This window comes from Bacillus sp. OTU530, from assembly GCF_038440375.1.
This window is the reverse complement of sequence record NZ_JASATP010000004.1, coordinates 67,509-80,352: the sequence shown is the minus strand read 5'-3', so window position 1 is coordinate 80,352 and position 12,844 is coordinate 67,509. Positions and strand designations below refer to the sequence as shown.

The window sequence follows — 12,844 nt, the reverse complement described above, 5'->3', positions numbered from 1 at the left end:
GTCTATTAGAGGGAGCAAACACGTAGTTATGCTCCCTTTCCGATTTTGGTTTTCATGCTTTTTGATGTGCTAAAAAGATACTCTTTAACAGCATTCGTTTGATATTTTGCTTTTGCCGCGAAGAAAGGATTCAAAATAATAATCGTTAACATGTTTGCGGCTAATCCCCAGAAGCCTTCATAAATACCAAATGAACTGCCTGTTCCGTATACAGTAAATGTTGTTGTCAAGCCAATAAGCAGTCCAATTATTGTTGCTTCCTTCGTTTGGTTTTTCCAGAACAAGCTAACAACAATAGCAGGGAAAATCTGAACCATTCCTGACACGCCTAAAAGCTGCAAGGATACTAGAGCTGAAGGGAATAATAGTCCAAACAATAACGCAAGTCCGATTACGACAAATACCATAGAACGAGTTACGAGCGTTAATTTAGTACCATTTACGCTTGGATTTATGAGATCACGATAAATGTTGTTTGCAAACAAGTTGGAAGCACCAATCGCCATAATGGAGCAAGGGATCAAGGAGGCCAAAGCAATTGTTGCATAAGCTAACCCTTGTGCTACACCCCCGTAGGAAACTTGAATGAGATTTAATAACGCAAAACGCGGGTCGCTTCCTTGAGGCAATACATGGTAAGCCACGAATCCAAGGAAAATAACCAAAATTAGAACTATATTGTATAACGGCAGGAACATGGCATTTTTGCGAACTGCATCAGCACTTTTGGCTGTAAATACCCCTGTTGCTCCATGTGCCCACATAAATAATGCCAAAGCAGAAATAAGAGATGCTGTGATAAACCACGGAATACCTTTTGGACCCGATTCAGGGATCGTCAGCAATTGCGGTGATTCCTTAACAAATGTATCAATCATCGGACTCCAGCCGCCAAAATGGATACTCGGCAAAGAAATTACTAGGAATAACATAATCACCCAAACGAGAACATCTTTAATAATTGCTGTATAGGTAGGGCCTTTGATTCCACTGAAAAATGTATAAAGTGCAACTAACAGGAATGAAGTAATAACGACTACTTTGACATTAATATAACCTGTTCCAGCTACTTGAAGCGTATCTTGAATCCCAGCTAGCTGTAAATCAATATAAGGGATAAGCATTAATACACCGACAATAGCGACCAGAGAGGAAAGGAGTTTACTATTAAAACGTTCTCTCGCATAATCAGCCAGTGTTGTTAGTTTATATCGGTTAGCTACTTTCCATAGTTTCGGAAGATAAAAGTAAGAAACAGAATAAGCGATGATGCAGTAAGGAATTGCAAAGAACGCAAGACTCCCACCTGCATAGGCTGAGCTTGTTAACCCTAAAAATGTATAAGCGGTATATAAATCAGCCCCTACCAAGAACCAAACTAGCAATCCGCCAAAGCGTCTTCCGCCGACAGACCATTCTTCTACAGAACTTCTCGCAGATTTATCTCGTCCTGCTAAAAATCCAATGAAAACGACCATCAGGACAATACATACAGTAATCAACAAAGCTGTCAAATTTCCTTGCATTAGTCAATGCTCCCTTCCGATTTTTGAATTCGATAAATTCCAAATGTGCATAAAGGTGTTAAAATAATCCATAAAAATAACCAAAATTGAAGAAAGGGTAATCCTAACACAATAGGATCGATCCGATTTACAAAGGGCAATACCACTAACTGGGAAATAAGGGGAATAATCGCCAATAGAAATACTGCAAATTTTTTACTCATTTCAAAACCTCCTGCTTGATAAATACTTGGATTTAATAATAGAATAATTATTCTAGGAGACTTATTATCTGAATAATTAATATTATTAAATAACTTTCAATGTTCACCATAATAACAATTATAGAATCTAATTACAAGTAAAATTTTGAAAATTTATAAGATTCATGCTTAAATAACGTAAAAAATCAGTCGATATGAACAAAAAGGGATAAATAGAGGGGGGAGTTTGATATGAATAATCGCTGAGTAGATTTTTAGAATAAAGTAATCTAGATTATGATATATTTAATAAACTTTATTAAAATTACATAATGTATTGCTTTTGGTTCATTTAGTTTGCTATCATGAGCATGGAGAAGATGGAAAATAAGGGGAAATTTATGCTTTCCTATAGTGTAAAATGGACATCGGATTAGACTGAAGTAAGAGATTACAAGATAATAAAAGAAAAGAGGTTAGCTTTATTTCTATGGCAACTATAGCAAAAACTAGATATGCATATTTCCTTTTGATTTTAGCGAATATGATATGGGGTGGTAATTTTGTAATAGGACGGATTGGAGCAGACTATTTTCCGCCATTTACATTTTCATTACTAAGATGGTTAGTTGCTTTCCTTATATTGACACCATTTATGGTGAAGCGTCTAAAAGCAGATTGGCCCATTTTATGGAGTCACAAGTGGATCCTGCTTCTTTTAACGGTTACAGGTATTGCAGGGTATAATACTATCATTTATTTTTCTTTGCATTTTACAACGTCTATTAATGCAGCTGTTGTGAATTCGATCACTCCATTGTTTATTGCTATTTTTTCGATTTTTGTTCTTAAGGAGCGACTTACACTTGTACAAGTAATAGGAATCAGTTTATCTATTACGGGTATTATTTTTATCCTATCAAAAGGATCTCTAGGAGCATTACAAGCTTTCTCGTTTAATATAGGAGACTTATTTGTCTTAATCGCTGTTGTTTGCTGGAGTTTGTACTCGGTTGTAGTTAAAAAGTATGCAATGATACTGCCAGCTCAGACAACATTGTATGTTACCTCTTTTATGGGAGCTGTCATGTTGCTTCCATTCAGTATGCTCGAGTTAAATCGACCGGATGTCCATGTTATATTTACTCCGGTGTCTATTTTTATCTTGTTCTATGTAGGGATTTTAGCTTCTATCATTGCTTTTCTCTCATGGAATACAGGTGTACCGAGAGTGGGAGCGGCGAAGTCAGGCATTTTCTTAAATCTACTACCCGTCTTCGCGACTATCTTTGCTACAGTATTTACAAACGAGTCCTTATTATGGTACCAAATTATTGGTGGAATAATTGTTATTTTTGGTGTTTTGCTTTCTTCAACAACAGCACCAAAAACGGTTCAACAAAGAGCTTTACGTTAACGTACAAACCAAGCTTTAAATGCTATTTAAGTAACTAGATAATGGCGGACAGGGCAAAGATTGATACAAGAGCAGGTGTATTCCACCTGCCTTTTTGCGTGACTATTCTTCCCAAGATTTGAAATGTCTTAGAACAAACTGATAGCGTGCAAGTTCCGTAGCAATCAGAAAGCCGCAAGGACTGTTTAGAGAAGCTTTGCGACTGTTTGATTTTTATGTTTACAGAGGAAGTTCAGAAATCCTTTCAAGTAAGGATAATAATGGAAAAATTGAATGTCTTTGGAATATATCATGTATAATATTTCTATAAAGGCATTATATAGCACGATAGAGAGACGGAAGGATGTGAACTTAGGTGAGGGAAATAGATTCTTTTCTCACTAAAGAAGCATGAAAATAAAAGTACTGATTGCCGACGATAATTCATTTATTAGGGAAGGTATGAAAATTATCTTAAGCACGTATGATGAATTTGAAGTATTGGAAACAGTAAGTGATGGAAAAGAAGCGTTTGATTATTGCAAGCATTACGAGGTGGACGTAGTGCTTTTAGATGTGCGTATGCCGAACATGAACGGTGTCGAAGCAACGAAGCTTATATCCGAACAAACAAAGGCAAAGCCGTTAATCTTAACAACGTTTGATGATGACGAATATGTTCTTGATGCAATCAAAAATGGAGCAAAAGGATATTTATTAAAAAACAATGACCCGGAACGAATACGAGATGCTATAAAAAGTGTATACAATGGGAACAATGTTATGCAGGATGTTGTAATGGATAAACTAAAATCAAACTTGAAAGAAAACAAAGCGATAGAAATGAAGATAGATACGAGTCGTTTCACAGAAAGAGAGCTTGACATCATGTCCTTCATTGCAAGAGGGTTTTCTAATAAAGAAATTTCAAAGCAACTTTTTATATCAGAAGGAACAATTGCCAACTATATTACTTCTATCTTAGGGAAGACAGGATTAGGGCACCGAACGCAAATAGCGATTTACTATTTAACGGGAAAAGTAAACTAAGTGGAGCGAAAGAGATGGAATCGTGGATTATCATAAATAAGCTTATTATACTAATCTATCTTGTGCTCCATTATGTTCATGGCAATATACATAAGCCCTGGATTGTATTCGCTCTTCTTTTATACCTTTGTCTGAATATTAGTATTTACATCGTGAAACAAGCTGCAGCAAAAAAATCTGGTCTGCTTCTATCCATCATACTTACAATCCTTTTTTATTATGATGCCGATTCTTTATTTATCTTGTTTTTCCCCCTGAACCTGTATGAATTGGTTTCTTATTACATAGATAAAAAATGGCTAATATTTACTATGGCCTTTTTTCCTGTCCTATTCATCATGGAAAGCGTATATTCCTTATATATCTTAGTTGCTGCGTTTAGCTTTACCATTTTTACGATGGCAAGTATATACACGAGTAAGTTGAGGAAGCTTGAAAATCACATGGATGAAATGAGAAAGGATATCCAGAAACTAACAAGAAGCTTGAACGAAAACAACGAATACATGCGACAGTCCGAGTACACCTTTAAATTAGAGGAACGGAATCGGCTGTCGCAAACAATCCACGATCAAATTGGGCATTCCATGACAGGTGCATTAATTCAAATGGAAGCAGCAAAGCGATTGGTGGAAAAAGATACGGATAAAGCAAAGGAATTGCTGCAAAATGCCATTAATATCCTAAAAGAAGGAATAGAAAAAATAAGAATCACTTTAAAAAACATCAAACCGCCAACTGAACAAATGGGTATGAACCGCATCAAATTACTGGTAGATGAGTTTGCTGCTAAACATGATATGAAAACCATTTTCCGGCACAAAGGAAATTTAGAGGTGATTTCGCCTATCCATTGGACAATCATTCATCAGAATGTAACAGAAGCTCTGACCAATACGATGAAATATGCCAATGCAACTGTTGTTTCTATTGAAATACATGTACTAAACACATTTATTAAAGTCGAGGTAAAGGATAATGGAAAAGGCTCACAAAGAATTAGAAAGGGGCTTGGAATTACCGGAATGGAGGAACGAACAGCGTCTATGAACGGTACAATTATTGCTGATGGCACAAATGGTTTTTCTGTTACAACGTTATTGCCGATACAATGAGTGAATGATCTCATGCGCAAAAAAATGAATATTCTCATGCAAAAAGGATGAACTTATGCACTAACAAAGTTCATCCTTTTTGCTTACAATAACGACATCAAGATAGTTTAGGGGTGAAACCATGAACGTATTAGAAATTAAAAACTTGACGAAGAAGTTTGGGGACTTTATCGCTGTAGATAATATCTCTTTATCCATTCAAGATGGAGAGATATTTGGATTTTTAGGAGCAAACGGTGCTGGCAAAAGCACGACTATTAATATAATTGCTGGACTTTTGCGGAGCAATGATGGTGAGATCAACATACTCGGCAAGAACAGTATCAAAAACAGAAGGTTTGCAAAAATGAATATTGGAATTGTTCCTCAAGATCTAGCAATATACGACGATTTAACAGCATATGAAAACGTGAAGTTCTTTGCGGGTCTATATGGGCTGCGCGGTACTAAGCTGAATGAACAAGTGGAAGAAGCGCTGCAGTTTGTCGGACTTGGTGATAAACATAAGAATTATCCAAGGGATTTTTCAGGTGGAATGAAAAGAAGATTAAATATCGCCTGTGCGATCGCGCATAGACCTAAGCTTATCATCATGGATGAACCGACAGTAGGAATCGATCCGCAGTCCAGAAACTATATCCTTACATCTGTTAGAAAGCTGAATGAAATGGGAAGCACTATCATTTATACGAGTCACTATATGGAGGAAGTTGAAGAAATTTGTTCTAGAATCGCTATTATGGACCATGGAAAAGTAATTGCAGAAGGCACAAAGGAAGAATTAAAATCCATCATCACAAACACGAAAGATATTTGGATTGAGGTCAAATCTACAGAGGATATTGAGATAAGCAAAATAAAAGAAATTAGCGGCGTGCAGGCCATTCATTTTGAAGATAACATAGTTAAAATCAACTCGGATACAGGGGTCAATAATCTAAATAAAGTGATTCATTATTTCATTTCCAATGATATTGAAATTCGTTCATTAGAGGAACAGGAGCCAAATTTAGAAACCGTATTCCTCACATTAACAGGAAGAAACTTGCGAGATTAACACGAATCACGTAATTGACGGCAAATTCGCTTTGGTTTCTCAGAGCCTGATGAAAAGGGAGGGTACAATCAATTGAATATACTGAGCATTGCTATAAATGAAATCAAACGAGATTTTCGAGATGTGAGAACATTGATTTTTATGCTGGCATTTCCTATCGTTTTGATGTTAGTGCTCGGAACGGCACTTTCTAACGCATTTAATACTAAAACTTCCATTCCTGATATTCAAGTCTTATATAAGGATACAACAACTGATACGCTGTCTCAATATTTTGAGGCATTCACAAAAGAAGTGAGTAAGTCGGGCATTCATTTTAAAAAGATTTCTAATCATACAGATGGGAAAGAAGAAGTTAAGCAAAATCATTATGATGGATATGTTGAGATAAACAATGATGGAATCAAGCTGTATGAAAGTGATAGAAGCGGTATTGAAAATAATATTATGGAAGGGATGCTGACCTCTTTTGTAAGTAAGTATAATGTTGCAGCTGAGGTAGCAAAAGTAGATCCTGAGCAAGTAAGCACTGTAATTGCAAGCGGTCAGCATGACGACTATATTAAAGAAACGTCTTTGCATTCTGCTAAACAGCCTAGTGCTATGGATTATTATGCCATCACCATGACAACGATGATTGTTCTTTATGGAGCTATGGGTGCCAGTTATTTAATACGCGGTGAAAGAATAAGAGGAACAGCCGACAGATTAGTTGCCTCTCCTATCAGAAAGGGAGAAATTTTCCTTGGAAAAATACTAGGGAGCACTGTACGTAATTCTCTTTGTGTATTAGCAGTTATCCTATTTAGTAAATTTGTTTTTAAAGTAAACTGGGGAAATCATCTTGGGTTTATGTTCCTTGTATTACTGACAGAAGTTCTGTTAGCAATTAGTTTTGGACTCGGCATTAGTTATATGGCGAAGACAGGGGAAGCCTCAAGAACGATTGTCATGGTTGTCGTACAGTTCGCTTCTTTCTTCGGGGGAGCTTATTTTAAAATAGAGAATACTGGTGAAGGAATCCTGCATATCATTACAAAGCTTTCTCCGCTTACATGGGAAAACGCCGCCATTACCAAAATGATTTACGCAAACGATGTATCGGCAGTTATGCCTGCTGTACTTTTGAATATTGGAGGCGCCGGGATATTTTTACTGATTGCAATTATATCATTCCAAAGGCGGGAGGGGCTGTAAAATGAAGGATGTCATTTGGTTAATACGGAACACTTTACGTATTACCTTCAAAAATAAGAAAAATATACTTTTGTACCTTTGCACACCTCTAATCGGGATCTTTATTTCATTTCTATCCTATGGGGGTTCCGGGCAAACGATGTTGCAGGTGGGGATTGTCAATAATGACAGCAGCTATATTACAACAGACACGATAAAATTTATCGAAGGCTTAAAAAATGTCAAAGTAAGCAAAATTAGCAAATCTGAAATAGATGAGGCTATCACAGCAGGCAAGCTAGATTGTGTTATTACCTTTGACGCTGGATTTTCTCAAAGCATTCAAGAGGGAAAACCGAATCATATTGAGATTACCTCTATTAAAGGTGCAGAAACAACAGGATTTATCAAATCTTATTTATATAATTATATAGACAATCTTATTTCAATCAGTAAAATTACAAAAGGTGATAAGGACGCTTTTGACACAATGTATACGAATTACCAACAGGCTCATTTTCAGTTATCAGAGGCTGTATTAAAAGATACATCAAAAAACAAAGGAATAACATATGGAACAATCGGATATTTGCTTATGATTATGCTTTTATCTGCCGGGAATTTATCAGAAATTATTATTAAAGAAAAAGAAAGAAAAACGTATTTTAGGTTATTATCCACACCGATTGATGCGAAAACCTATGTGTTATCCAATATAATAGTCAACATGATTGTAATGACAAGTCAAATCATCCTTACTTTAATATTAATCACACAAGTATTTCACATAAACATGTATGTTTCCTTTTGGCAAATGGCAGCTGTATTGATGATCTTTGCGTTAGTAGCAATTGGATTGTCATTGATGATAGTAGCCTTTGCAAGTAGTTCTAGTGCGGCAGGAGCTATGCAGAATTTATTTGTTACTCCAACCTGCTTGCTTGCAGGCTGTTTCTTTCCGATCGAGATTATGCCAAAAGCTGTTCAAAGGATCGCTGATTTCCTTCCACAGAGATGGGCGCTAGATATATTAACTAAGCTGCAGGAAGGTAAGCATGTGGGAAGCTTATATTTGAATGTGATCATTTTATTTGCTTTTGCCATTGCTTTTTTCTTAATTGCCATCTATAAATTCGGAAGAAATAATCATACAAGGGATTTTGTGTAATCGATCTTGTGAGCCTGGACTAGGTTTCATGATTTCAAATACACTCTTGGCTTTGCAAGATTACATGATCATAGAAATGGATTAAGGAGCGTTAACTCAGCAGTGGCATACTTTGCCCGCTTCTGAGTTAACGCTATTTACATTTTTCTTTATGGCGAAGAGCCGAGTGAATTTTGTGTATTAGACGAGTTTGCATAGACAAGGTATGATAGAAAAAAGGGGGGATTATCAGATGGAACCAGAAATTGTGCTTGATGTCCGGGGCATAACAAAGAAAATAAAGAATGATGTGCTTGTTCAAAATTTATCGTTTCAGATGAAGAAGGGTGAGATTGTTGGATTACTCGGACCAAACGGAGCGGGGAAAACAACTACGATGAAGATGCTTGTGGGCTTGATGCATATAACAGAGGGAGATGCTTTTATAGCAGGCTATAGTGTGAAAAGCGAGCTGCAGCAGGCACTTGCGAGAGCTGGTGTGATGGTGGAGGCCCCCTCATTTTATCCATTCTTCAGCGGCTATGATAATTTAGCCTATTACGCCCGGATGGCAGAAGATGTTGACGCAGCTCGCATTGATGAGGTAGTACATCTTGTTGGACTAACACAGGCTATTCATAAAAGGGTGAAAACGTATTCTCTCGGAATGAAGCAGCGTCTTGGCATTGCACAAGCGCTCCTGCATAAGCCGTCTGTTCTTATTTTAGATGAACCGACAAACGGATTAGATCCAGCCGGAATTCGGGAGATGCGAAATTATGTAAAGCATATTGCAAAAGAGGAAGGGACTGCTATCCTCGTTTCCAGTCACTTGTTGGCAGAAATTGAACTGATGTGTGAGCGGGTTATCATTATTCAGAACGGGACCTGCATTGAGCAGTATAGTCTATCTGATATGCCAAAATACACTGCCTTTCAGGTGCAAAATGCAGAGCGGGCGTCCGCTATATTGGCAGAATCGTTTCAGTTAAAATCGGAAGATCTCCACATAGAAGAGAGAACATTGATAGTGCCTGTGTCAGAGGAGCAAATCCCGGCAATCGTCCGGCTGCTTGTACAGCATGAGATAAATGTGTATGGCATTATGCCTGTCAAAAAAAATCTGGAGGATATGTTCCTAGAGATGACAGGAGGGAATATTATTGTTTAAATGGGGGTTGCTTGTATATAACGAGCTATTAAAGATTGTGAAACGCAAAGGATTTCTCGTGCCGCTCCTTCTGCTTTTTGTGCCGGTGCTTATTCTGGGAAACTGGGATTATATTGAATATCAGCAGGCGTTACAGACAGGGGACTGGAAAGAAAATATGAAACTTGATATCGCCCGCAAGCAGGAGGAGCTGAGGGCGTTTGGACAGGCAGATAGTCCGACAGCGGACATATTGCGTCAAGAAATTGCCGTGGGTGAATATCAATTAGCGCACAACATCTCGCCGTACAGTGAACACAGTGTATTTGGTTTTATGAATAGTGCTGTGGCTTTAACAAGCATCATTGGTGTTTTGTTGATTTTTTACGCAAGCTCTATTGTTTCAAAGGAGTACAGTATGGGAACAATCCACTTTCTCTTAGTGCGCTCGGTATCCCGAACTAGTATTCTATGGGCTAAATTTGCGGCACTTGCCATGCTATATGTGATACTCAGTGCAGTTCTTATGCTTTATTCGTTTATACAAGGAGTATTTTTATATGGAAAGATTGCTTTTGACTCGGTAGTGGTAACTGCCGTAGGTAACATAGCAGTTACAGAAAGCATGATGATGGCAACGATAAAGGCATATATGCTTGATTTTCTACCAATGTTGTTGTTTGCTGCAATTGCTTTATGCCTATCTGTTTTGCTGCGTTCTAGCGGACCAGCTTTGATTACAACTCTGCTTTTGTTTCTATCGAAAGGATCGTTAGCGCAGTTATTAAGCAAGTACGAGTGGAGTAAATATGTGTTTGTTATGCATACAAATCTTAGAATGAACATAGGAGGACTTGGGGGACTGACTGAAACAATGTTTTCTATTGCAGTTCTGCTTTTTTATACCGCACTGTTCTTTCTTATTGCGTTTTTTGCATTTCAAAAGCGTGATATTGCCTAGCAGTACCGACAATCGGTACTGCTTTTTGTTAGCTAGCTCTAGTAGGTAAAGCAGTTTTTTAAATAGGGCGCTTTTTAAAATTGCTTGAATAAATAATAAATACGATTACTATCAGAATAGCTAACGCCGCATAAATATTGCTGTAATTCAGGCTTTCGTGCTTAAGTAAAAAGGGATTGAGCTGAAGCGTTGCGTTTTTTATTTCTAAAGCCTTGCAATTGGAAAAGGCGTGAGGCGGTTTGTAGAATTTTTTCACGTGAATCCACTTTATTTGTCATTAAAACTATTCCCCCTAATTGTTATGAAGACCGACTTATATAAATATAGGAAAAGTCTATCTAAATGTCAAAAGGAGGGAGATTTTATAGAAGTTACACTCTTATGTCTAAGATGTTACGAAACTTCAAACGGGTTACAGCTTACAGATTGGTATCATTTAGATACTGTCTAAAGAATGTTTCAATGGTAGCAAATGTGATTGCTGGAATAGCCATATTCCTAAAATGTCTCGCTACTTCGAATTGGCATCCAGCTAGAGATTTATACTTTCTTAAAGTATAAACGAAAACCACGGGGAGAACATGCTGCTGTCTCACCGTGGTCTTACTGGTAGCTTAATTGATAGTGGGAATATGGAATAATAATAGGCAGGGGAGAAAAGCTCAATTTCCCCGAAGGAGTAATAATGCGCCGAAATTCAACTATTCCCTTTATTTTAATTTTATCACCAATCTTATAATCGATTATTTCATCTGCAATAAGCATTGGAATTGTGCTAACACGATCTCCTTTTATCATAACCCCTTCATAGACATTCATAAAGAAAATGAAATTGATTGTTCCATTTTCCCAATCCTGATATAATCGTTTCTTAAATACCTCGCCTATTATATTCAAGACGTTGTCACTCCTGATTATTTGAATCTCCTACTTAAACACTGCTTGCGAAATGCAGTTCAAACTTTTTTCATGCTTTAAGAGAGCCTTCATTCTCCGTCGGTTGCTTGCCAACATATTTTGCTTCCGGGCGAAAAATAGTATTGTCCATGGACTGTTCTATTGTATGTGCGGTCCAGCCCACCATTCTGCTTACAGTAAAGGTAGGTGTAAACAAGGAAGGAGCCATATTAACAGCTCTCATTACAGCAGCTGCATAAAATTCAACATTTGTATTGAGCCTTCTCCCAGGTTTATATTCATCAAGCAATTGAACAGCAAGTGTTTCAACATAGCTTGCTAGCTCAAGCCATGGATCATCTGCCCCAATCCGTTTCGTAATCTCACTAAGTGCCTCGGCCCGTGGGTCTCGTGTTCTGTAGACACGGTGTCCAAAGCCCATGAGATATTCTTTTTTCTCTAATTTTTGCCGAATCCATGTTTCTGCTTCTTCCTTTTTGGTAATCCCATTTAACATATCGATGACTCCTGTAGGTGCGCCGCCATGCAAAGGTCCTTTCATAGCCCCGATCGCTCCTGTTACCGCAGATACCATATCGGACTCTGTAGAGGCTACTACCCTTGCTGCAAATGTAGAGGCGTTCATTCCATGCTCCATCGTTAAAATCATATACGCTTCAAGCGCTTTTGTATGAGAGGGAGAAGGGCGCTTCCCTGTTAACATATATAAATAGTTTTCAACATGACTGAATTCCATGTTCGGTTCAATCATCTCTTCACCATTTATTTTCCGATAAATCATAGCTGTAATCGTAGGAATCGCAGCTGTTAATCGAATGGCTTGCTCAACAGTAGGCTTCCAGCCAAATTCCTCCGTTCCTAAAGCCGATATAGCTGTGCGAATTTGACTCATCATCTCCATATTACACGGAAGTAGTTGAATGCATTCAGAGACGTGTGATGGTAAAGCGCGATTGTTTTTTAATAGCTCAGAAATACGTTGCTTCTCATGATCTCCTGGCAAGTATCCGTACCATATTAAATATGCTATTTCTTCAAAGGAAAAATTTAAAGCTAGTTCCTTCGCAGCATAACCCCTGTAAATTAATCTTCCTTGTTCTCCATCGACTAAGCTTATGGCAGTTTCCGCGGCGACTACATTTTTTAAGCCTTTTTGAAACATCTAT

Annotated in this window: 11 protein-coding genes and 1 pseudogene; 8 read left to right on the top strand and 4 right to left on the bottom strand. The window is 37.6% G+C overall.

All coding sequences use genetic code 11. The features are described 5' to 3' along the window. Positions 1-30: 30 nt before the first annotated feature. Together AAHB12_RS04120 and AAHB12_RS04115 are read right to left on the bottom strand one after the other, a co-directional pair. Positions 31-1,526: pseudogene (locus AAHB12_RS04120) on the bottom strand (sodium:solute symporter family protein); the annotation flags it as partial. Then, positions 1,526-1,729: a DUF3311 domain-containing protein gene (locus tag AAHB12_RS04115; RefSeq protein ID WP_342044396.1), complete on the bottom strand. Its 204-nt coding sequence runs from the start codon at positions 1,727-1,729 to the stop codon at positions 1,526-1,528. The gene AAHB12_RS04115 and the pseudogene AAHB12_RS04120, both read right to left, overlap by 1 nt. Before the next feature lie 469 nt (positions 1,730-2,198). On the opposite strand from AAHB12_RS04115, the gene AAHB12_RS04110 reads away from it, so the two are divergent. The 8 genes from AAHB12_RS04110 to AAHB12_RS04075 all read left to right on the top strand — a co-directional run bounded on the left by AAHB12_RS04110 (position 2,199) and on the right by AAHB12_RS04075 (position 10,760). Beyond that, positions 2,199-3,125 (top strand): DMT family transporter, encoded by a 927-nt coding sequence (locus tag AAHB12_RS04110; protein WP_342044395.1) that lies wholly within the window; start codon positions 2,199-2,201, stop codon positions 3,123-3,125. Between the two features lie 390 nt (positions 3,126-3,515). Continuing rightward, positions 3,516-4,154: a response regulator transcription factor gene (locus tag AAHB12_RS04105; protein WP_342044394.1), complete on the top strand. Its 639-nt coding sequence runs from the start codon at positions 3,516-3,518 to the stop codon at positions 4,152-4,154. A gap of 14 nt (positions 4,155-4,168) precedes the next feature. Continuing rightward, positions 4,169-5,269 (top strand): sensor histidine kinase, encoded by a 1,101-nt coding sequence (locus AAHB12_RS04100; RefSeq protein WP_342044393.1) that lies wholly within the window; start codon positions 4,169-4,171, stop codon positions 5,267-5,269. A 121-nt stretch (positions 5,270-5,390) separates the two neighbouring features. Beyond that, positions 5,391-6,326, top strand: a complete 936-nt coding sequence (locus AAHB12_RS04095; RefSeq protein ID WP_342044392.1) for an ABC transporter ATP-binding protein — start codon at positions 5,391-5,393, stop codon at positions 6,324-6,326. 72 nt (positions 6,327-6,398) lie between these two features. Further along, complete coding sequence (locus tag AAHB12_RS04090) at positions 6,399-7,523, top strand: ABC transporter permease (protein WP_342044391.1); 1,125 nt, start codon at positions 6,399-6,401, stop codon at positions 7,521-7,523. A gap of 1 nt (position 7,524) precedes the next feature. Next, complete coding sequence (locus tag AAHB12_RS04085; RefSeq protein WP_342044390.1) at positions 7,525-8,670, top strand: ABC transporter permease; 1,146 nt, start codon at positions 7,525-7,527, stop codon at positions 8,668-8,670. 232 nt (positions 8,671-8,902) lie between these two features. Next, positions 8,903-9,820: an ABC transporter ATP-binding protein gene (locus AAHB12_RS04080; protein WP_246040267.1), complete on the top strand. Its 918-nt coding sequence runs from the start codon at positions 8,903-8,905 to the stop codon at positions 9,818-9,820. Beyond that, entirely contained in the window at positions 9,813-10,760 is a 948-nt protein-coding gene (locus AAHB12_RS04075; protein ID WP_342044389.1) for an ABC transporter permease, read from the top strand. Before AAHB12_RS04080 ends, AAHB12_RS04075 begins: the two co-directional genes overlap by 8 nt. A 603-nt stretch (positions 10,761-11,363) precedes the next feature. Here AAHB12_RS04075 and AAHB12_RS04070 read toward each other — a convergent pair. Beyond that, a complete protein-coding gene (locus tag AAHB12_RS04070) occupies positions 11,364-11,657 on the bottom strand; it encodes a hypothetical protein (protein ID WP_129728763.1) in 294 nt (97 codons plus the stop codon). A 70-nt stretch (positions 11,658-11,727) separates the two neighbouring features. Then, positions 11,728-12,840, bottom strand: coding sequence for a citrate synthase/methylcitrate synthase (locus AAHB12_RS04065; RefSeq protein WP_342044388.1), 1,113 nt, complete (start codon positions 12,838-12,840; stop codon positions 11,728-11,730). Positions 12,841-12,844: the final 4 nt, after the last annotated feature.

Coding starts and splice junctions, on each gene's coding strand:
- AAHB12_RS04115 (WP_342044396.1), bottom strand. CDS start 1,729: ATGAGTAAAAAATTTGCAGTATTTCTATTGGCGATTATTCCCCTTATT.
- AAHB12_RS04110 (WP_342044395.1), top strand. CDS start 2,199: ATGGCAACTATAGCAAAAACTAGATATGCATATTTCCTTTTGATTTTA.
- AAHB12_RS04105 (WP_342044394.1), top strand. CDS start 3,516: ATGAAAATAAAAGTACTGATTGCCGACGATAATTCATTTATTAGGGAA.
- AAHB12_RS04100 (WP_342044393.1), top strand. CDS start 4,169: ATGGAATCGTGGATTATCATAAATAAGCTTATTATACTAATCTATCTT.
- AAHB12_RS04095 (WP_342044392.1), top strand. CDS start 5,391: ATGAACGTATTAGAAATTAAAAACTTGACGAAGAAGTTTGGGGACTTT.
- AAHB12_RS04085 (WP_342044390.1), top strand. CDS start 7,525: ATGAAGGATGTCATTTGGTTAATACGGAACACTTTACGTATTACCTTC.
- AAHB12_RS04080 (WP_246040267.1), top strand. CDS start 8,903: ATGGAACCAGAAATTGTGCTTGATGTCCGGGGCATAACAAAGAAAATA.
- AAHB12_RS04065 (WP_342044388.1), bottom strand. CDS start 12,840: ATGTTTCAAAAAGGCTTAAAAAATGTAGTCGCCGCGGAAACTGCCATA.